Source organism: Pseudomonas chlororaphis subsp. aurantiaca, from assembly GCF_013466605.1.
GTDB classification, from domain to species: Bacteria; Pseudomonadota; Gammaproteobacteria; order Pseudomonadales; family Pseudomonadaceae; genus Aquipseudomonas; species Aquipseudomonas chlororaphis_I.
Map to the genome: position 1 here is coordinate 2949721 of NZ_CP059162.1, position 20695 is coordinate 2970415.

19 protein-coding genes and 1 pseudogene are annotated in these 20695 nt (G+C 58.7%); 11 read left to right on the forward strand and 9 right to left on the reverse strand.

Translation table 11 applies throughout. The annotated features are described in order from the left end of the window. The first annotated feature begins 120 nt into the window (after positions 1-120). Both H0I86_RS13595 and H0I86_RS13600 read left to right on the forward strand, forming a co-directional pair. A complete protein-coding gene (locus tag H0I86_RS13595) occupies positions 121-1680 on the forward strand; it encodes a TerC family protein (protein WP_180925416.1) in 1560 nt (519 codons plus the stop codon). Between the two features lie 102 nt (positions 1681-1782). Then, positions 1783-2697 carry a hypothetical protein gene (locus tag H0I86_RS13600; RefSeq protein WP_180925417.1) on the forward strand — a complete coding sequence of 305 codons (915 nt, stop codon included), beginning with the start codon at positions 1783-1785 and terminating at the stop codon, positions 2695-2697. A 287-nt stretch (positions 2698-2984) separates the two neighbouring features. On the opposite strand, the gene H0I86_RS13605 is transcribed toward H0I86_RS13600, so the two are convergent. Together H0I86_RS13605 and H0I86_RS13610 are read right to left on the reverse strand one after the other, a co-directional pair. Next, complete coding sequence (locus tag H0I86_RS13605; protein WP_009049642.1) at positions 2985-3446, reverse strand: YccF domain-containing protein; 462 nt, start codon at positions 3444-3446, stop codon at positions 2985-2987. Between the two features lie 72 nt (positions 3447-3518). Next, the gene (locus tag H0I86_RS13610) at positions 3519-5285 is read right to left on the reverse strand and encodes a hypothetical protein (RefSeq protein ID WP_258019434.1); all 1767 of its coding nucleotides are present in this window, start codon (positions 5283-5285) and stop codon (positions 3519-3521) included. A 308-nt stretch (positions 5286-5593) separates the two neighbouring features. On the opposite strand from H0I86_RS13610, the gene H0I86_RS13615 reads away from it, so the two are divergent. After that, positions 5594-6382, forward strand: coding sequence for a hypothetical protein (locus tag H0I86_RS13615; protein WP_180925418.1), 789 nt, complete (start codon positions 5594-5596; stop codon positions 6380-6382). A gap of 26 nt (positions 6383-6408) precedes the next feature. On the opposite strand, the gene H0I86_RS13620 is transcribed toward H0I86_RS13615, so the two are convergent. Next, the gene (locus tag H0I86_RS13620) at positions 6409-7407 is read right to left on the reverse strand and encodes a bile acid:sodium symporter family protein (RefSeq protein WP_124348674.1); all 999 of its coding nucleotides are present in this window, start codon (positions 7405-7407) and stop codon (positions 6409-6411) included. A gap of 84 nt (positions 7408-7491) precedes the next feature. Here H0I86_RS13620 and H0I86_RS13625 point away from each other — a divergent pair, with 84 nt between their 5' ends. From H0I86_RS13625 to H0I86_RS13635, 3 genes are all read left to right on the forward strand, one after another. After that, positions 7492-8280: an AraC family transcriptional regulator gene (locus H0I86_RS13625; protein WP_124299848.1), complete on the forward strand. Its 789-nt coding sequence runs from the start codon at positions 7492-7494 to the stop codon at positions 8278-8280. Positions 8281-8376: 96 nt separating this feature from the next. Continuing rightward, on the forward strand, positions 8377-8625 hold the full coding sequence (locus H0I86_RS13630; protein WP_009044432.1) for a type II toxin-antitoxin system Phd/YefM family antitoxin: 249 nt from the start codon (positions 8377-8379) through the stop codon (positions 8623-8625). Then, entirely contained in the window at positions 8615-8896 is a 282-nt protein-coding gene (locus tag H0I86_RS13635; protein WP_180925419.1) for a type II toxin-antitoxin system RelE family toxin, read from the forward strand. Before H0I86_RS13630 ends, H0I86_RS13635 begins: the two co-directional genes overlap by 11 nt. Before the next feature lie 183 nt (positions 8897-9079). On the opposite strand, the gene H0I86_RS13640 is transcribed toward H0I86_RS13635, so the two are convergent. The 3 genes from H0I86_RS13640 to H0I86_RS13650 all read right to left on the reverse strand — a co-directional run bounded on the left by H0I86_RS13640 (position 9080) and on the right by H0I86_RS13650 (position 12376). Next, the gene (locus tag H0I86_RS13640) at positions 9080-10729 is read right to left on the reverse strand and encodes an FMN-binding glutamate synthase family protein (protein WP_180925420.1); all 1650 of its coding nucleotides are present in this window, start codon (positions 10727-10729) and stop codon (positions 9080-9082) included. A 56-nt stretch (positions 10730-10785) separates the two neighbouring features. Then, a complete protein-coding gene (locus tag H0I86_RS13645; protein ID WP_009049637.1) occupies positions 10786-11268 on the reverse strand; it encodes an acyl-CoA thioesterase in 483 nt (160 codons plus the stop codon). Between the two features lie 316 nt (positions 11269-11584). Continuing rightward, the gene (locus tag H0I86_RS13650; RefSeq protein ID WP_063431768.1) at positions 11585-12376 is read right to left on the reverse strand and encodes a class I SAM-dependent methyltransferase; all 792 of its coding nucleotides are present in this window, start codon (positions 12374-12376) and stop codon (positions 11585-11587) included. Positions 12377-12466: 90 nt separating this feature from the next. Here H0I86_RS13650 and H0I86_RS13655 point away from each other — a divergent pair. Next, positions 12467-12595, forward strand: a pseudogene (locus H0I86_RS13655) (ATP-binding protein); the annotation flags it as partial. Positions 12596-13316: 721 nt separating this feature from the next. On the opposite strand, the gene H0I86_RS13660 reads toward H0I86_RS13655, so the two are convergent. Both H0I86_RS13660 and H0I86_RS13665 read right to left on the reverse strand, forming a co-directional pair. Then, positions 13317-13589, reverse strand: coding sequence for a hypothetical protein (locus tag H0I86_RS13660; protein WP_009049634.1), 273 nt, complete (start codon positions 13587-13589; stop codon positions 13317-13319). Between the two features lie 360 nt (positions 13590-13949). Beyond that, on the reverse strand, positions 13950-16211 hold the full coding sequence (locus H0I86_RS13665) for a P-loop ATPase, Sll1717 family (RefSeq protein ID WP_258019435.1): 2262 nt from the start codon (positions 16209-16211) through the stop codon (positions 13950-13952). Positions 16212-16605: 394 nt separating this feature from the next. Between H0I86_RS13665 and H0I86_RS13670 the strand changes: the two genes are divergently transcribed. The 4 genes from H0I86_RS13670 to H0I86_RS13685 all read left to right on the forward strand — a co-directional run bounded on the left by H0I86_RS13670 (position 16606) and on the right by H0I86_RS13685 (position 20219). Next, on the forward strand, positions 16606-16995 hold the full coding sequence (locus tag H0I86_RS13670) for a RidA family protein (protein ID WP_028682636.1): 390 nt from the start codon (positions 16606-16608) through the stop codon (positions 16993-16995). A gap of 211 nt (positions 16996-17206) precedes the next feature. Then, positions 17207-17971, forward strand: coding sequence for an IclR family transcriptional regulator (locus H0I86_RS13675; protein ID WP_081360545.1), 765 nt, complete (start codon positions 17207-17209; stop codon positions 17969-17971). 37 nt (positions 17972-18008) lie between these two features. Continuing rightward, positions 18009-19226, forward strand: coding sequence for an amino acid deaminase (locus H0I86_RS13680; RefSeq protein ID WP_180925421.1), 1218 nt, complete (start codon positions 18009-18011; stop codon positions 19224-19226). A 75-nt stretch (positions 19227-19301) separates the two neighbouring features. Beyond that, positions 19302-20219: a sugar kinase gene (locus H0I86_RS13685; protein WP_180925422.1), complete on the forward strand. Its 918-nt coding sequence runs from the start codon at positions 19302-19304 to the stop codon at positions 20217-20219. Positions 20220-20370: 151 nt separating this feature from the next. On the opposite strand, the gene H0I86_RS13690 is transcribed toward H0I86_RS13685, so the two are convergent. Then, positions 20371-20646 (reverse strand): peptidylprolyl isomerase, encoded by a 276-nt coding sequence (locus H0I86_RS13690; RefSeq protein WP_007932676.1) that lies wholly within the window; start codon positions 20644-20646, stop codon positions 20371-20373. Positions 20647-20695 lie beyond the last annotated feature (49 nt).

Below are 20695 nucleotides of genomic sequence, written 5' to 3' on the forward strand. Positions count from 1 at the left end.
TGCTCGCCGCCGGTTGTCGCAACCGTCGGGCGCTGGCCTGCGTTCGCCGTTCCAAGGCCTTGTGGCCTTGCCTTGCCGTGCCCGGCTGTCTGATTTCACTGGAGAGATAGAGTCGTTTTTATGGAATGGATAATGGACCCCACGGCCTGGCTTGGCCTGTTGACCCTGATCGTGCTGGAGCTGGTGCTGGGTATCGACAACCTGGTGTTTATCGCGATCCTCGCGGACAAGTTGCCGCCCCATCAGCGTGACCGTGCACGGATAATCGGCCTGTCCCTGGCGCTGATCATGCGCCTGGGCCTGCTGGCGAGCATTTCCTGGTTGGTGACCCTGACCGCGCCGCTGTTCGAGGTGTTTGGCAAGAGCTTCTCCGGCCGTGACCTGATCATGCTGTTCGGTGGTGTGTTCCTGTTGTTCAAGGCCACCATGGAATTGCATGAGCGCCTGGAAGGCCATGTCAGCCAGCGCACCGGCAATGCCGCTTACGCGTTGTTCTGGCCGATCGTGGCGCAGATCGTGGTGCTCGATGCGGTGTTCTCCCTGGACGCGGTGATCACCGCCGTGGGCATGGTCGACGAGCTGGCGGTGATGATGATGGCGGTGATCATTTCCATCGGCCTGATGATCGTCGCCAGCAAGCCGCTGACCCGCTTCGTCAACGCCCACCCGACGGTGATCATGCTGTGCCTGGGCTTTCTGATGATGATCGGTTTTGCCCTGACCGCCGAAGGCCTGGGTTTCCACATTCCCAAAGGCTATCTGTACGCGGCCATCGGTTTCTCGATCCTGATCGAGCTGTTCAACCAGATCGCCCGTGCCCGCCGCAAGAAATCCATGCAGGGCCTGCGGCCGATGCGTGAGCGCACGGCCCATGCGGTGATGCGCCTGCTGGGCGGTCGCCAGTTGGCGGTGGAGGAGGTGGGCGAGGAGATCGTCGACCTGCTGGACAATGGCCAAGCGCCGAGCGCCGAACTGTTCGACCGCCGCGAGCGAGTGATGATCAGTGGCGTGCTGCAACTGGCCGAGCGGCCGATCCGTACCTTGATGACGGTGCGAGCCGACGTCGACTACATCGACCTGGCCGACGATGCCGAAGCCATCCGCAACAAGCTGATGCATTCGTCCTACTCGCGCCTGCCGCTGATTCGCGACGGCTCGGTGGAAGAGCCGCTGGGCTTCGTGCACAAAAAGGAACTGCTCAAGGAGTACCTGGCCGGCAACGAGCCGAACCTGGAGCACCTGGCGCGTACGGCGATCAACCTGCTGGACAGCTTCTCGATCCTCAATGCCCTGGAACAGATGCGCAAGGCCTCGACCCACATCGCGTTCGTGATCAACGAATTCGGCGACTTCGTCGGCGTGCTGAGCATGACCGACATCCTCGAGTCCATCGCCGGCGAGCTGCCTGATGCCAGCGAAATCGAAGGTCCGGACATAGTCGAAGAGCAGGGCGGTTTCATGGTCAGCGGCGCCTTGAACCTGGCGCAGATCCGCCAGCGCACCGGCTTCAACGCCGAAGCCACCGAGGACTACCAGACCCTGGCCGGGCTGGTGATGAGCCTGCTGGACCGCTTGCCGGTGATTGGCGACCGGCTGCAATGGCAGGACTGGACGCTGCAGGTGGTGACGGTGGAAGAGCGGCGGGTGACGCGGGTGCTGCTCAGCCGTGAGGGCGAATAATCGAGGCCGGCCAGCTGGCCGCCGTCGCCCTCACTGCGGTTGAAGCCTTGCGTCTATTCCTGCACCATCGCCGCCCGCTTGTTCAATGGATGGAAGAGAAGTATGCGCAAGGTTCGCATGGGCGCGGTACGCGGCAGGGCCGTCATGGGGGGATTCTGCCTGTTCACCCTGGTGCTGCTCGGCGGTTGTGATGACCAGGATGCGGCACCCGCGGTGGCGCACCCGGTGGTGGAAATAGCCCTGCATGAGCCCATCGCCCAGGTGCTCGCCCGGAGCCCGCTGCCGTTTTCCAAGGACTGTCTGAAACCCGTCAGGATGTGCTGGTACAAGATCGAGCGCTCCGGCAATGACAAGAACCTGCCGGTTGCCCTGATCGGCGGTGAGCATGGGGTCAGGATCGAACAGGTCTCGGGGATCAGCACGGTGATCGACGAGGTCCTTGGAGATACGGTCAGTAATATCGACATCACGTTGCGAGGCCTGCCGGACAAAAGCCCTTACGTCGAGCAACAGGCCTTCATTCTCCAGCGTATCGCCGAGCTCAAGAGCGCTGGCTGGAAGCGTTACTACCTGCCGTCGCAGCCGCGGGTTTCCGGCTCGCAGGCCGACAAGATTCCCTCTGGCGACAATGTGCTGGGCCACTACGTGCTCAACCATCCCTGGCTCGACCCGGATTACCCGATCCCGCTTGAGCGCTGGCTGCACAATAAGTCCTTCTACAGCTGGTACTTCCATCGGGACGACGCCTACCTGCATGTCTGGTCCTGGTGTTGGTATGACAGGCAGGCGCCCATGGAGCGAGCCACTTGCCTGACCACCCTGCAGTTGCAGAGCGAGTACGACTTCTGGTCGTCCAGCTTCGAGGAGAACGAGCGACCGCGCTGGAAGGAACTGATGCCCGCCAAGCTGGCCAAGGACCGGGAGGCGCGGCGAGGGGTGGAAGAACAATTACGGGCCGCCGGAATCAAGATCGACGACAGCTACCAGGATCCGCCGATCAAGGCACTGGCACCCTAAGCGCCTGAGACCTTGGGCGTGAGCGGGCGGGGGCGACAAGCCTCCTGGCGAGCGCGGACTGCGCAGGGCCCCGGGGCTGAATGAAAGCAGTGGGCGTGGGACTTGTCCAACTGCGGTGGGCGCTGGCGTGGGAGTCCTTCAACGCCGCGGCGCGGGGTGTTGCAAGGTAGGCAATCCGGTTGCGCGCTTGAGGGCGGCGCCGATGCGTGATGGCCACTGCCGGAGCGCGCAAGCGTGGGAAGTATGCGCAGCAGCAGAGGCCTCGACGAGGCCTCCGCGCCTGGGCTTCAGCCTGGCTGACGCTGTTTCAGCGCCGCATCCTGGGCATTGAAGGTGCGTGCCGCGGCGGCCACTTCCTTGCGCACGATGGTCTTGCCGATCGGCGCCAGGGCGATGCCCGCCAGCTTCAGGTGCTGGATGCCGAAAGGAATGCCGATGATGGTGATAAAGCACAGCAGCGCCGACATCACATGCCCCAGCGCCAGCCAGATACCGCCGAACACGAACCAGAGCACGTTGCCGATCACCCCCAGGCCGCTGGTGCCGATATCGTCCTTGTTGTTCAGCTCGCGCCGGCTGATCGCCTCCTTGCCGAACGGAAAGAACGAGAAGGTGCCGATGACGAAACAGGCCCGGCCCCAGGGAATGCCGACGATGCTGATAAAGGCCAGGATGCCCCACAGCCACCAGCACAGACCCATGAAAATGCCGCCGAGGATAAACCAGAGAAAATTGCCGATGGCGCTCATGTGAAGCTTCCTTGTTTGAACCGTGAAGGGTATCGAGCAGGCCCCGTTCGAGGCCCGTGCAGGTATAGACGCTTATTCCTTGCGCCGAGTCAGACCGGAGACGATCGCCACCAGCAACAGGCTGATGCCCCAGCCGATGAGGGTCTCGAGCCACACCAGAAAGCGGACGCTGTGCCCCCAGTCCCAGTTCCAGAACTCCAACCAGGCATTGGGGGAGGGCGTCGTGGTGATCGCTCCCCAATCTTTCTCCTGTTGCAGATCGACCAGTGACAACAGGATATCCAGCGAGTAGGCGCCAGGGCTGAAGCCAGTGTACTCACCACGCAAGGCATCGCAGGTGTACCAGTTGCCGATCCCTGAGGGGATTGGCGTATCGGGCGAGCGCTTTTGCCAGCCCTCTCCATACTCTTTTCGGCAGGTGGTATAGGCGTCGTTCTGGAACACCAGCGGGTTGCTTGGGGCGAACACGTTCTGCTCGACGGCGGCGTACCAGTAGACGGTGGTGAAGAACAGCCAGATGCCCAGTATCCAGGCCAGCAGGCGCATGGGGCGATAGCCGTAACCAGTGAGAGCGCCATAGAGCACGTGAGGGATCAGGCCCAGCCAGCGAAACCCTGGCCACCATCGAGCAGTACCCTGGCCTACCAGCCCCACTTTGCGTAGCCGCTTCTCGAAGGCGATCCCTACTTTTCGAGCCTCTTCGGAGTGGCCCATTTCTTCAAAAACTTTCTGCAGATGACGCCAGGGTTGGGGGCGAAATTCGCTGTTACTACCTTTGAGACCGTCGTTTCCGCTGTTGGCAGGGTTTTGGCTGTTCAACCAAGCAATACGGGTTTCTGCGGTGAGCGGGATACGGCTATTTATAAAGTTGTAGATGAAGCCATTGAGTGATAGTTCGTTTCCCCAGGTTTTCTCATCATCAGTCAGGCTCTTCACATGGGAGCCATTGAATGCGGCCATTCTGAGTGGTGAGGGAAAATCAGTCATTATCAGGGAGCTGCCTACTTGCATCCCTTGTGCCGATAGGCAGTTCTCTCCATTTTCTTGAAAATGTGCGCCTCTCAGGCTGAGTTGCCCGGCAATACGAGCACCTGAAATACGCACTAGACCAACTGAGTGAAATCCTTTTGTCAGGTAGACCCCACCTTTAACAAGGATGTTATCTGCATTAAAGGCGGGGCCTTTGATAGCTATAAATGTGCAGTTGCTGCAACTCAATTGATTATCTATCAGGGCACCGACCAGTGAAAATCCACCAATCACTTTGGATTTGTCTTCAACCCGTATCACGCTACCGACAGAGATTCCCCCCATCAGTAGGGCCGGCTCTCCTAGGCCATATAGGTAACTGTCTCTTATATATATCGATCCGCCTATTTTTGCGGCTATCAGCTGGATTGTGCCGTGGGAATAGACCTTATTCAGGTATAACGAGCCGGAGATGGATGCTCGAGAGGCGACAAGTCCGGGAACGGCGCTGAAATTCAGGTTCAGCGAGCCCTTCAATTGCATGTCTTCTAGGTAAAGCGGCTGAAAGCACAAACAGTGCTCCAGCGTGACGCTTATATTTATCTCGGCACCACGCAGATCCAAGACCCCCACGATGTAGGCACCGCGCAGATTGATGCCTCGTTCATGTACCGGGTTTTCAGCATCGCCACCCAAGATGAGAAAGCGAAGAAAGCGGGCGCGCACCTTGTTTTCTTTTGTTCCGGTCTCCGGCCGACTATCGGCGATCCTGGCCAGGGAGCCAGATGCTGCATGTTCCAGCAAGATTCTTTCTGCAGCCGTCAACTCACCGAAGTGCTCCAGCAAACGACCGTTTGGCAGGGTCTTCAATGGACTTCCCCCAGCAGGTTTGTGGGGGTGGGCTGTGGTTTGCTGCTGCAACCAACGAGAAAGGAAAAGGCGCAAGGCACAAGCAAGGGATGCATGGAAACTTCCGTGTAGAATCGCCGGGCGGCAAAAAAAGTGGCGTTATGCTATCGACTTGCCGCAGCCAACAAAAGCAGAAATCCATGCATTGCAGGGTGAGCCCTAAAAATCGCGGGTGCCTCAATCGTGAGTAACCGAAGCACTGAATCCTGTGCTCCCCACGCTGTTTTCCCTTTTCACCCGAGAGTTTCGAACAAATGGAATTGAGCCCGTTGTCCAGTCCATTGCGCACCGCTGCAGCGCGGCGCAAGTTGCCGTTGATCATTGCCGGCCTGCTGGCGCTTGCCGGCTGCCAGACCCAGGCTGTCACCCCGGCTCAACCGCTTGCGGCCGATGATATCCAGCAGCAGAAAATGAACTCGTTCGCCCGGCAGTTCAGCGGTGTGCTGGTGCGCAATGCCTTTGCTGCCAACGGCCAGGGACTGGTCGGTTCGGTGGACCTGAAGGTGAAGATCAATCGCCAGAACCAGGTGCTCAGCTGCGAGATCCGCCCCAATGCCCAACTGGCCCCGGTCCTGGCCCTGGAAAGCCTGGCCAGGCAAGTGTGCTGGGACAGCCTGTTCCCCGAGATGCCGGCCGAGCTGTTCGGGTCCGAGGGCGAGCAGGAGATCGTTGCGCCGATGGTCTTTCCGATCCTTTTGGATGAGTCGACACCGGAGCGGCAGCGGCGACTGGACGCGGTCGAAGCCTATGCGCAAAGCCGCTTCTTCTGGACGCAGACCCTGGGCAAGCAGCCCGTCGACAGCATTGGCAAGGCCCATGTGCGGTTCGTCGCCAATGCCCAGGGGCAGGTGCAGGAGTGCCTGGTCAACCTCGATCCGGTTGGTGAGCGGCGGGATGCTTTCAAGCTGGACAGCGACCTGCAGGCGCGCCTGACCGCGCAGTGCAAGCAGATGAACCTGCGGCAGATGCCCGGCTTCAAGGTGGGTGATAAGGGGCTGGCGCGGGGCAATGTGCTGGTCGAATACGCGCCGTGGAAAGGTGGTCCGCAACACAACTGAGGGTCGCGCTCCGGACCTGGGATGCTTCAGGGATCGACCTGCGCCATCAGCTCCGGCACCGACTCGGGGCGTTTGGCGTAACGCTGGGCCAGCACCGCGCAGACCATCAGCTGGATCTGGTGGAACAGCATCAGCGGCAGGATCAGCACGCCCATGGTGCTGCCGGCGAACAGCACTTGGGCCATGGGTACGCCGGTGGCCAGGCTCTTCTTCGAGCCGCAGAAGAGGATGGTGATGCGGTCTTCCTGGTTGAAGCCGAAGAGCTTGCTCAACAGGCTGGAGGCCAGCAGCGCCAACGCCAGCAGCACGCCGCAGGCCAGCACCAGGCCGGCCAGGTTCCACAACGGGATCTGGTGCCAGATGCCTTCGTTCACCGCCTCGCTGAAGGCGCCGTAGACCACCAGCAGGATCGAGCCCTGGTCGACGAATTTCAGCCAGTTCTTGTTGCGGCCCACCCAGGCGCCGATCCAGCGGCGGGCGATCTGCCCGGCGATAAAGGGCAGCAGCAATTGCACGCTGATCTTCACAATGGCATCCACGGTCGAGCCGGCATCGCCATGCACATTCAGCAACAGGGTCACCAGCAACGGCGTGAGGAAAATCCCGAACAGGCTGGACGCCGCGGCGCTGCAGATCGCCGCCGGCACGTTGCCCCGGGCCAGGGAGGTGAAGGCAATCGCCGATTGCACGGTGGCGGGCAGGGCGCAGAGGTAGAGCATGCCCAGGTACAGCTCGTTGCCGATCAGCGGCGATAGCAGTGGCTTGAGCGCCAGCCCGAGGATCGGAAACAGCACGAAGGTCAGGCTGAAGATCAGCAGGTGCAGGCGCCAGTGGCCGGCCCCGGCGATGATCGCTTCGCGCGACAGCTTGGCGCCGTGCAGGAAGAACAGCAGGGCGATGGCGGCGTTGGTCAGCCAGCCAAAGCCTAGCGCCACCTGGCCGCTGGCCGGCAGGAAGCTGGCTAGCAGCACCACGCCGATCAGGGTCAGGGTGAAATTGTCGGGCAAAAGACGTGAGCGACTCATAACGGGATCATCCAGGGGTTGCCAGGGCGGTGGGCCGACTCTAACGTGATGACGGACTGCCGACTAACGCCAATGAGCCAGTAAATGCCGCCTAAAGGACATGAAAAGATCGTCCGCCGCAGTATTCCCGGTCTGCCGAGCCTGCCGCGACCGGTGTACGGCCGCACCGAATCCCTGCCCAATCGGGCGCTGACCCGACGCCACAGCCACCCCTGGGTGCAATTGTCCTACGCCATCCAGGGCGTGCTGGAGGTGCAGACCAGCGCCGGGCGTTTTATCGCTCCGCCGCAGCGGGCGGTGTGGATTCCGGCCGGCATGCCGCACAAGGTATTCAGCTCGCCGCGCACCGAAATGCGCAGCCTGTACCTGGATTGCAGGGTCACCGCCTGGGCCGGCGCGACCTGCCAGGTGCTGGCGGTGAGCAGCCTGCTGCGCGAATTGATCCGTGCCTTCAGCGAGCTGCCGGTGGAATACGCCGAAGACGGCGCCGACGGCCGCCTGGCCCAGGTCCTGCTGGACCAACTGGCCGCCGCGCCGCAACTGGACCTGATGCTACCGCTGCCCCAGGACCCGCGCCTGCGGCAGATCTACCGTAGCCTGCAAGCGCACCCGGACCAGCCGACCACCCTCGGGCAGTGGAGCGAAAAGCTAGGCGTGACGGAGAAAACCCTCAGCCGCCTGTTCCTGCAGGACACCGGCCTGACCTTCCGCGCCTGGCGCCAACGCCTGCGCCTGCTGGGCGCGCTGACGCCCCTGGAGCAAGGCGAGCGGGTGACGGACGTGGCGCTGGCCTGCGGCTACGACTCGACCTCGGCCTTTATCGCGGCATTCCGCCAGCAGTTTGATGCAACACCTGGAGAATTCTTCCGCTAATGCTCGTTCCCTGACGCTTCTCGTCTGCTCTCAAGGTGCTTTTCTGCGCAAAGGTGCTATTTTGAGTGCTCTTAACAGCACTCGTGAGAGCACTCCATGACCCATGTCCTTCTGTCCAACGTCGTCGCGAGCATTTCCGAGCTCAAGAAAAACCCCATGGGCACCGTTGCGGCCGGTGGCGGTTCCTCCGTGGCCATTCTCAATCGCAACGAACCGGCGTTTTACTGCGTTCCGGCCAAGGAATACGAAGCCATGATGGAGCGTCTGGAGGATATGGAGCTGCTCGCCTTGTGCCGTGAGCGAGAGAATGATCCGACCATCAAGGTTTCGCTCGATGACTTATGAGCTGGAGTTCTCCGAGAAAGCCTGGAAGGAATGGCAAAAGCTGGGCCCCACGCTGAAAGAGCAATTCAAGAAGAAGCTGCAGGAACGACTCGTCAACCCCCATGTTCCGGCCGATCGCCTGAGCGGTTTGGGCAATGCCTACAAAATCAAACTGCGCACAGCGGGCTACCGCCTGGTGTATCGGGTGGTGGATGAGGTGTTGGTGGTGACGGCCATTGCCGTGGGCAAGCGGGAGCGGGGGAGTGTCTATCAGCAAGCCAGGAAGCGTTAGTCAGGAGAATCTTGCCGCAGCCCGGATTGTTCGCAATGTAGCCGCTGCCGCAGGCTGCAATCGGGCGCTTGCGCCCGTCACGATCTGACTTCTGGAATGCGCTGACGCCGGCGGCCGCCCCCCCTCAACCCTGGACCTTGTACCCATCATCCAGCGCGAACGGCCACCTCGTCATGCAAAAAACTAAGCCGGCGTCAGCCGCTCAATCCTGGCCGGCGCAGCCACGGCCAGCGGCGCGAAGCTGTGGGGCTGGGCCATGTTCCACATGCGTGCATAGAACTCCGAACTGATCGGCCGCTGCAGCAGTTCGCCGGGTTCGAGGAACACATGGATCTGCGAGAACAGCCGCACCTCGGTGGTGGTCATGCGTCGTACCAGGTGCTTGGCCTGCAATTGCGCCGGGTGGTCGAGGCCGGCGGCGCTGAGCATCTCGCCGAGGGCGGCCAGGGTATTGCGATGGAAGTTGTGCACCCGCTCGGCCTTGTCCGCGACCTGCAGCGCTTTCTGGCGCAGCGGGTCCTGGGTGGCGACGCCGGTGGGGCATTTATTGGTGTGGCAGCTTTGCGACTGGATGCAGCCGATGGCGAACATGAAACCGCGCGCGGCGTTGACCCAGTCGGCGCCGATGGTCAGCACGCTGGCGATGTCGAAGGCGCTGATGACCTTGCCGCTGGCGCCGAGCTTGATCTGTGAGCGCAGGCCGGCGCCGACCAGGGTGTTATGCACGAACAGCAGGCCTTCGCGCATGGGCATGCCGATGTTATCAGTGAACTCCCGGGGCGCGGCACCGGTGCCGCCTTCCTTGCCGTCGACTACGATAAAGTCCGGCTGGATGCCGGTCTCGAGCATGGCCTTGACGATGGCCATGAACTCCCAGGGATGACCCACGCAGAATTTGAAACCCACCGGCTTGCCGCCAGACAGGTTGCGCAGCTTGACGATGAACTCCAGCAACTGGATAGGCGTGCTGAACTCCGAATGCCGCGCCGGCGACACGCAGTCATGGCCCATCTGCACGCCACGGGTCTGGGCGATTTCGGCGGTGATCTTGTGTTTGGGCAGGATGCCGCCATGGCCGGGCTTGGCGCCCTGGCTGAGCTTGATCTCGATCATCTTCACCTGCGGATGGCTGGCCTGCTCGGAGAAGCGCTGGGCATCGAAACGGCCGTCCAGGGTGCGGCAACCGAAGTAGCCGCTGCCGATTTCCCAGATCAGGTCGCCGGCGAACTCCTGGTGATAGGGGCTGATGCTGCCTTCCCCGGTGTCGTGGGCGAAGCCGCCGAGCCGGGCGCCTTTGTTCAGGGCGCGGATGGCGTTGGCGCTCAGCGCGCCGAAGCTCATGGCCGAGATGTTGAACACCGAGGCGCTGTAGGGCTGCAGGCAGTCCGGCCCGCCGACCACCACGCGGAACTGGCCGGGGTCGCAGGCATCGCCCGGGACCATCGAATGGCTGATGAATTCGAAACCGGGCTGATAGACGTCGGTCAGGGTGCCAAAGGCCTTTTCCGCGGGCTGGTTCTTGGCACGGGCGTAGACCATCGAACGCTGCGAACGGGAGAAGGGCAGTTTCTCGTCGTCGCCTTCCAGCAGGTACTGGCGGATCTCCGGGCGAATCGACTCGATCAGGTAGCGGATATTGCCGATGATCGGGTAGTTGCGGCGCACCGCATGGTGGCTCTGCAGTAGGTCATTGAAGCCGACCAGGCTGAGCACCCCGGCCAGGATAATCAGCCCCTGGCCCCAGAGGCTGGCGGGCCAGAACAACAGGCTGAACAAGGTCAGGGCAAGGCAGAGGGTCAGGGTCGCGTAGCGACTCAACAGCGATATTTTCATGATCGTTCCTTGGGCAAATCGCAAGACATGGGTTCAGGCGGGCAGGCAGGGCGGGCTCAGTCCGAGTTGCGGATCTGTTGGTAGCGCTCCTGCAGCTCCTGGCGCTGTTGTTTGCGCAGCAGGCCCTGGGCGTAGCGGCGTTTTTCGATGGCGGTTTCCGGCACGAAGGCGCGCACCGGGTGCGGGCGCCCGTCGGGGTCGACGGCAACCATGGTGAAATAGCAACTGTTGGTGTGGCGCACCGTGCGCTCGTGGATGTTCTCGGTCATCACCTTGACCCCGACTTCCATCGAGGTGCGCCCGGTGTAATTGACCGAAGCCAGGAAGGTCACCAGTTCGCCGACATGGATCGGCTCCTTGAAGATCACCTGATCCACCGACAGCGTGACCACATAGCGCCCGGCGTAGCGCTTGGCGCAGGCGAAGGCCACCTCGTCGAGCAGTTTCAGCAGGGCGCCGCCGTGCACGTTGCCGGAGAAATTGGCTTTGTCGGGCGTCATGAGCACGCTCATGCTCAATTGATAACTGCCTGGTTCCATGGGTGACCTCATCAGGGGCGTCGGGGCTGTCCGTTGGCTCGCAATGGCCGGCCTAGGGCCTGCGGACAGCTTTTGGCTGGAGGTCGGAAGGGTAATCAGAAGTGTTGATAGTTAGCTAGCTATCATTTGAAATGAGCTGTTGCGGGGATTGCAACAATGAGTGGGGAAGGGGCGATACCTGATCCACGATTTGAACGAGAGGGGCGCTACGGTAACGACTGTTTCTTTGCATGACACCGACCCTGTAGGAGCGAGCTTGCTCGCGCTGCCGTTTTTTGGACGGTGTCATGGGTAGCCAAAAAAATTGAATGCAGGGTCAATAATGATAGCGACGGATTGCTTGCTCAAGACGGAAGTCCGTCTTCGGAGGATTGTCCACGAGCCGCGCAACAATGAAGAGCTTATCGACATCATCGATCATGTGTCGCATGTAACAGTTGACCATTCGATAGCGTTCTATGGCGAAATAGGTGTTCATTATTTTGATTTTTTCGTCCATATCGCCGTCATCACCTACGTTGCCACTACCTGGCCCGAAAACATTGTGGCTTTCAAACAGTAGGTAGCCACCCGGCTTTAGAAACGACACCAGGCGCTTCATGTAGTTTTCAAACCCCATATTGAGGTTGCCATCAATGGTGTGATGATTGGAAAACGACAGCACCACATCAAATTTTTTATCTGTGGCAAATACCGAAAAATCGCTTTCTATAAACTCTATATTGTCGCGCTTCAAATAACGCGCGGTATCCTTCGCCACTTTATTGAGAAAAGGGTTGAGTTCGACGGCTGTCACGGATTTCGCCAGGCGCGAACAATATACTGAGACAAAACCGCAGTTGCTGCCGATGTCCAGTACGTCAGCGCCCTTCAATTCTTCATCAATGGCGTATTGCTTGAAGCGAAAACCCGTAGGCTTCAGGCCTGTGATTCCCAGTTCTTCCAAGCCCTGATAGAAATATCCCTGGCTGTATTGTTGCTTCTTTGGCCAGTTCTTCTGCTGCTCCTTCAAATGCCCCCGCAAACGCTTCTGGATGAAAAGCGTGCCTTTGAAGAGCCCCTTCCAGAAATCAAAAAATGAAAGTCTGACGCTGTATGGAATTTCCATTGATAACCCTGAAATAAGACGTCGATGCTGGTGGTCCTTGCATGCTATCGGCCGCAGGTGGGTTCACATTAGGCGTGCAACCTGAACAAAAGCGTGGTCATCACGACCAACCTCAGCTTCTCGGAATGGTCGAGCGTATTTGGCGACGCCAAGATGATCACGGCGTTGCTGGATCGGCTGACACACCACTGCCACATCGTCGAAACGGGCAACGAGTCCGCCTACAACACAGCAGCTTGGTCGCCCAGACAAAGATCAAATCAGGTGAACGAAAGCGCAAGGACGATGAGCCGTTTTGATCTGCACCGAAAATACCTGCCGCATGCCTACTTGCGGTGGGTCAGTTTTCAATCAGCGTCGACACATATCCATTCCTGCGGTCACGGCGGCTTATGGTTTCGCCCTTACGGCGGGGGACACTGCTATCTGGTTTCTGGTGCAGCTCACCCACATGGGTAACAGAGCAGTTCAATCACATAGGTGACAGGTTTTAACTGATGCCTGAGGTGATCACTGCATCTGTAGGAGCGAGGCTTGCCCGCGATGGCGGTGGTGGCTTCGCTGGTGATGTTGGACGGGGTACATATCCATTCCTGCGGTCACGGCCGCTGGCGGTTCCGCCCTTACGGCGGGTCACTTTTTTTCAAACGCCAAAAAAAGTAACCAAAAAACGCTTGCCCCTGCGTACGGCCCTCGCTGCGCTCGGGTTCCCTCGTTACGGTGTCCATCAGGGGGCATCGACTCCGGTCGGCTTCGCTTCGACCTCCATACGATGTCCTCGACTGCGTCGAGGGGCGCTGCGCGCCAATCCCCTGATGAACACCTCCACTCGGCCTCCCGATGGGGCGGGTGGATCAAAGGCCAAAGCCAAAGCACAGCAAGAGCAAGAGCAAGAGCAAGAGCAAGAGCAAGAGCTAAGGCTAAGGCTAAGGCGGGTCGGTTATGGCTCTGGCAGGTCCATCGCTCGTTGTTCTGCCACGTGCAACACATCGCATCCGTCCTGCAACAACAAGGTTGCCACGCTGGAGAAGCGCATCAGGTCGAGGTCGTCGGCGTTGCGGCTGGTCATGCCGGACACGCTGTCCAGCATGTCGCGGGCAGCGCGGATGCGCAGGCCGGCGTAGGTCAGCAGGTCAAGCAAGGGGGCTTGAGGGTTGATAAAGGCGACGGGGTGGTCGGTGGTGTTGGAGGAGGTGAAGGGTTGGTAATCCATAACGATGACGCTCCATGAAGAGTTGAGGAGCTGCCACCTTTCGCGGCCAAGCGAATGGGGGTGGCAACTGTACGCGGGTTGGCCGACCGAGCTTCATGACCTCGGCACACCCGAAGGTGTCCCACGCACAGTCGCCATAACACGAACGTGCGGATGCAAAAAAGCGCCCGCTTTCGCATGGTGGGCGCTTATGCGCATGAAGGTTCGGACGGCCAAGTCCGGTCGCTGAATTGGCAGCGACGAGGCGAACTATAAGTAACTAGTCGAAGATGATCAAGGAGTTTAATGGGCCTCTTGCTAGTTTGGAGAAATCTTGCATCAATTTGCTGGGGGTTCTGAGGAAATATTAGTATTTTGTTCTTATTTTGTGTGTGGTGACTTTTTTCGTGTGCGGGTGCTTTTCAGACCAAGATAGTTGGTTTCATAAGTAGATAACAAGTTCCACATTTGCCTATCTATAGCGTCATGCTTTTCCGGGCTTCGAAGCTTTTGTAGTAATTTGCTTAGAAATTTTGCTGGTAGCTTCATAATTAGGCATTGATGAGAGGTATACATTTCTTTGGTCCAGTCTAGATCTTTTCCTGAGTTTAAGTTCTCACTTTCATCTCTATTTATAATGAATCCAAGCTTTCCATAAGGACCTGTTAGGTATGATTGGAGTTGACGATATTCGTCTGGACCTAGATCTTGAAAGTTTTTTGCATCAAAAACCACTTGCCTAACCTTGTAGTCTTGCAGAATTCTTTCCCAGAACTCAGACTTTGCTCGGTTGGTTCCAACTATATCTCGACGTTGAATAGCTGCACCGTTTGGGTGTAGATTGAGGCCGGTTAAGTGGGCGGCAAAAATAACCCGTAATGCTTCAAGGCACCACTGTTCGAATTCTCGATCTCCTTCTTTTCCCTGTTGGATTTTATCTAGGTGCGAGACAATTTGCCCAATCTTTGAGTTTCTGATTTTGGGGTTTAATGATTCAACATTGATATCGTATTCATCATTTATTTCCTCGGCCTCGTCGGGGGATAAGGCGTTTTTACTAAGGTTCAAGCCTAGCCAGTAACAAGGGTGTATGAGGATTTTATCTGCGCTCTCGAAGCCTTTATCTGGTGTTCTCCCATCATGGCAAAATGTAAAAGAAGAAGTGTTCTGGTCGTGCATGCCAATAAAACCGACACTGTATAGTGATTGTAATATGCCGCTGGCTTTGAGTAGGCGAGCTTCAGAAAGTGATGCTTGGTCACCACTATCCTCTATAATTTCAGTGGCTTGTTCAATTTTAAATAAGGCGCTTGTTACTGATAGTTCTGGTTCGCCATTTTTGAATCCACTAGTGATAGCTTGAATAGGTGGGAATATTTTTTGGTATTCCTTCCAGAGGTCCTCTAGGCGAGCCACGGAGATTGATTTTGCAGCATACTCCAGATCTTCTAGAATCGCTGTTGAACGTCCGTGTCTGAATGAGCAAAAAAAGGATTCATTTAGTAGTGAGAGTAGGTCCCTAGGGCGATATAGGGTAAATTGCAAGCATTTCTTAAATCCGTCTCGACCCTGCAAATCTCCAGCTGTGCAGCGGTCCCAAACTCGCTGATCTTTTTCAATGTCTAGTTGGAATGTGACTTTCATTCTTTTTGCTGCTAGGAGCAAAAGTAAAGCCCAGTCCCAGTGGAGCCGAATCACTTGGCCCTCAATGTTTCTTGAGTAGTCTGGATCCTCTTTGGCTAGTGCTCTAAATACATTATCTCGTAAGAATATTATTGGCCTTATGAAGGCTGATTTTTGATTAAGCTCCACGGCAGCGTATGCTAATCCAGCAATAATTCCTATGCCTATAGCATCTGGCTCGTATCCTTCGTCAAGCCTATCCATTAATATGACAACCCTTCTGTCAGATTTTGAAAGCAGCTTTAGGACACTTTCTTCAATCGAAGCAAGTTCTAAGTTTAAAGGCAGATCTCCAATTGCTTCTTCGGGGGATTCTATGGATAAAAAGCTCTTTGCGATTTTTCGGCACTTTGTGAGGAAGGGGGTTTGTGATTCGCTCCAGCGGTCTAAGTGCTCTCTTAATCTGTCCTCCTTTTCTACTAAGTCTGAGAGTTTGTAGTGTTTGGATATATAGAATGCAATTTCCATAAGCATGGCGTAGCGCCAAAGCATTCGAGTAGCTGCTCTGGCTAATGTGAAGGAGCCCGAAAAAGGACGTAATAGAGATCTGAAACCTATTATCTCTGTATCTTCTGGGGAAAATGTGAGGCTGATGGTCTTTTTGTCTTTTGCCCAATGTTTTTTTAGATTGATAAATAATGCACTTTTTCCAGTTCCTCTACGGCCTACAACTACAGTTCGGTCGTCGGATTCAATCAAAGTACGAAAGTCTGGGGTCTCAATGAAGGCGCTAGATAGCATCTTGTTATCGTTTTCCGCTGTAGTGTCACCTAACGGATTGGTTTGTGTTAAGGGCAGTATTGCAGTCACTTGAGAGTCTCCTAGGGTTGGCATATCTTCCATTTTTTTTATTACTGCTTGGGAAGTGCGTTTTGGATGTTTCATACACGAACCCAAGAGTTTTTGGATTTTTACTGTTTCTACCAAAGGATGTGCCCAGCGTGAGCCGTATCGACTCATGCATTTAACATAGACTCACGTAACCATTTTTGTGTGGAAAGATTGAGTTTTTTTGATTTTTTCCTGAAGCTTGGGCTGAAAGGCTCGACTTAAGCTTCTATGTGTACTTATAAAGGAATGCGTTTCCTTGAGTCTTCTTTACCCACCTTTGTATCCTTTCGTATCACCATTCTTGATCTTTCTGTTCCCCCCCAAATTCATCCATTTCTTATCCCCTTGATTCTCAATAATTTCCTCTTCCTCTGTTATCGCCTCACCTTCCATGGCACACTCTCTGCTATATATTCCGCTATTGTGTTTTTTGGTCCTTTATAGCGGAAAATTTTCTTAGTGCAGATTTTTAAAACCGACTTTTTGACGATCAGCCTCACCCTTTCACCCAGGAGAACTTCTTATGAGCATCACTCGCTACGGCACCGGCAGTACCGCCGGTGGTGGCCAACCCCGTCCTTTCGCTCGTGCCGTTGAGGCCGATGGCTGGTTGTATGTGTCCGGTCAGGTGCCGGCACTGGATGGCGAAATTATTCATGGTGGCATCGTTGAGCAGACGCATCAGACGATGCGCAATGTGGTGGCGATTCTGGAGGAGGCGGGGTACGGCCTGGAGGATGTGGTGCGGGTCGGGGTGTGGCTGGAGGATCCGCGGGATTTCTGGAGTTTCAACAAGGTGTTCGGGGAGTACTTCAAGCCGGAGCATGCGCCGGCGCGGGCTTGTGTGCAGGCCAGCATGATGGTGGATTGCAAGGTTGAGATTGATTGTGTGGCGTACAAGAAGAAGGGCTGATGTGCGGCGTTTTGTAGACGCCTGTAGCCGCTGCCGAGCCTTGGCGAGGCTGTGATCGGCCCCGAAGGGGACGCGGCGATTTTAAGATCCATGCGCCCGCGTTGCGGTCGATCGCAGCCTCGCCAAGGCTCGGCAGCGGCTACAGGGGTAGGGGCAATGCCGGGTTTTGGGCGCGCCGGGAATTTCGTGATTTGTAGGAAATGGCACTGATATGACCGAAGACACCATCAAGCGTCGGGCCAAGGGGCTGGACCGGGCGTTCGATATTCTCGATTTCCTCAAGGAAATCGGCCAGCCGTTGCGGCCCCACGATATCGCCAAGGGTATCGGCAGCCCCAAGTCCACGGTGTACGAACTGGTGGCGTCCTTGCTGGAGCGGCGGATTCTCGAGCCGGTGGGCCAGGACGGGCATGTGTACCTGGGCCGGCAGCTGTACTTCCTGGGGCAGGCCCATCTGCGCCATTTCGACCTGACGCGCGAGGCCGACTCGGCCTTGCAGGAGATTGTCAGCCAGACCCGCGAGACCGCGCAGATGTGCCTGCTCAACGGGCGCAAATACACGGTGGCGCTGATGAAGGAAGGCGAGCGGCATTTTCGCATTTCCTCGAATATCGGCGAGAACGCGCCGATTCCCTGGACCGCTTCCGGGCGGCTGTTGCTGGGACATTTGAGCGATGAGCAGATCGTCGAGTTGATCGACGAGCGCGACTTCATTCTTCCCGACGGGGAACGCCTGCCTTTAGCGACGTTCCTGAAGGAAATCCGCCAGGCCACGGAGGACGGTTTCTTTTCCTTCGACAGCGTGGCCGACACCTTTACCCATTGCTTCGCCGCCCCGGTGCGGGACGAGCGCGGGGTGTGCATCTGCACCCTGTGCATCGTCGCGCCACGGGCCGATGCCCAGAACAATTACGCCGACTACCGCCGGGTGCTGATCGACAGCGCGAATCGCCTGGCCCGTCGCATCAACGACTAGCGCCGGCCCCAATGGCTGCACTGTAAGGAGTTCGAATATGTCTTCTGTCTTGACCAACGCAGCGGTGGAAAAGGGCGCGGCCCAACCCGGTGTCAGCCTGGTGCGCGATGTCAGCCTGCCGGCCCTGGTGCTGCACCGCGCGGCGCTGGAGCACAACATCCGCTGGATGCAGAAATTCGTCAGCGACAGCGGCGCCGAGCTGGCGCCCCACGGCAAGACCAGCATGACCCCGGCGCTGTTCCGTCGGCAGCTGGAGGCGGGTGCCTGGGGCATCACCCTGGCCACCGCGGTGCAGACCCGCGCGGCCTACGCCCACGGCGTGCGCCGGGTGCTGATGGCCAACCAGCTGGTGGGCACGCCGAACATGGGGCTGATCGCCGAGCTGCTGGCCGACCCAAGCTTCGACTTCTATTGCATGGTCGATCACCCGGACAACGTCGCCGACCTCGGGCAGTTCTTCGCCGCGCGCGGGGTGCGCCTGAATGTGATGATCGAATACGGCGTGGTCGGTGGGCGCTGTGGCTGTCGCAGCGAGCAGGAAGTGCTGGCGCTGGCGCAGGCGATCCAGGCGCAACCGGCCTTGGCCTTGTGCGGCATCGAGGGTTACGAAGGGGTGATCCATGGTGATCACGCGGCGAGTGGCATCCGGGAGTTCGCCGCGTCCCTGGTGCGCCTGGCGGTGCAGTTGCAGGACGACGGGCTGTTCGCCATCGAGCAGCCGATCATCACCGCCTCGGGGTCGGCCTGGTATGACCTGATCGCCGAATCCTTCGAGGCGCAGAACGCCCAGGGGCGTTTCCTCAGTGTGCTGCGGCCCGGCAGTTACGTGGCTCACGACCACGGCATCTATAAAGAGGCGCAGTGCTGCGTGCTCGACCGCCGCGGCGACCTGCACGAAGGCCTGCGCCCGGCGCTGGAAGTCTGGGCCCATGTGCAGTCGCTGCCGGAGCCGGGGTTCGCGGTGATCGCCCTGGGCAAGCGCGACGTGGCCTATGACGCCGGCTTGCCGGTGCCGTTGTTGCGCTACAAGCCGGGCGTGCTGCCGGCCAAGGGCGATGATGTCAGCGCCTGCAAGGTCACGGCGGTGATGGACCAGCACGCGTTCATGACCGTTGCGCCGGGGGTTGAGTTGCGGGTGGGGGACATTATTGCCTTCGGTACTTCGCACCCGTGCCTGACCTTTGATAAGTGGCGCACCGGGTTGCTGGTGGATGAGCGGCTGGATGTGCTGGAGAGCATGGATACCTGTTTCTAGGGTGGGGCCTGGCACCTGCTGCATAGGTGATGACGTCCTCCCCAACAACAAAAATTCGCCAGAGACACCTCCACCATGGACACCTCCACTACCGGGAAACGCATCGCCCTGATCGGCGAATGCATGATCGAACTGCAACACCGCGCCGACGGCAGCCTGCAACAGAGCTTCGGCGGCGACACCTTGAACACCGCGGTGTACCTGGCCCGTGAACTGGGCGAGGGCGCCTGGGTCGACTATGTCACTGCCCTGGGTGACGACAGTTTCAGCGATGCGATGTGCCACAGCTGGGCCGAGGAAGGCATCGGCCTGGATTTGGTCCAGCGCCTGCCGGGGCGCTTGCCCGGGCTGTACTGCATCCAGACCGATGCCAAGGGCGAGCGGCGTTTTCTTTACTGGCGCAACGAAGCAGCGGTGCGCGACTGCTTCACCACCCCCGCGGCCGAGCCGATTTTGGCGGCGCTGCCGGCCTACGATGTGCTGTATTTCAGCGGCATCACCCTGGCGGTGCTGGGCGAGCAGGGGCGCAAGAAGCTCATTGCGACCTTGATCGAGGCGCGCCGGCGTGGGGCGCGGATCGTCTTCGACAATAACTATCGGCCACGGCTCTGGGCTTCGGTGGAGCAGGCGCAGGCGGCTTATCGCGAGGTGCTGGCCTATGTCGATCTGGCGCTGTTGACCGTGGATGACGAGCAGGCGCTATTCGGGCATGGCGACAGCGCGGCGGTGTTTGCCGCTTACCCGGATACCCCGGAAGTGGTGCTCAAGCGGGGCGCCGAAGCGTGCCTGATCCGCTGTGGCGGCGAGTCGTTCGAGGTGCTGGCGCAGCGGGTGGAAAAGGTGGTGGACACCACGGCGGCGGGGGATTCGTTCAGCGCGGCGTATCTGGCGTGTCGCTTGAAGGGCGGCAGCCCGCAGCAGGCGGCGCAGGCGGGGCATCGCTTGGCGAGCCGGGTGATCCAGGTGCCGGGGGCGTTGATCCCAAGGACCTGAGGCAATTCCTGTAGCCGCTGTCGAAGGCTGCGATCGACCGGAACGGTCGTGGCGTACTCAAGATCGCTGAAGGTCCTTCGGACCTTATCGCAGCCTGCGGCAGCGGCTACAGGGGCGCGACGGAGGCCGCATGGCGGTCACGCGTGACACATCAATCGCGGTAGAACACCTGCACCAGGTGATAACCGAACTTGCTTTTGATCGGCCCGTGCACGGTGCGCAGGGGCTTTTTGAAGATCACCTGATCGATGGCCCCGACCATCTGCCCCGGCCGTACTTCACCCAGGTCGCCGCCGCGCTTGCCGGAGGGGCAGGTGGAGTATTTCTTCGCCAGCACGTCGAAGGCCTCGCCCTTGGCGATGCGCTGCTTGAGCTGTTCGGCCTCTTCGGCGGTTTTCACCAGGATGTGGCGGGCTTGGGCTTTCATGGGGCGGTTACCTTGGAACGGTGCGGACGGCGGCCGCGGATTATGCCTG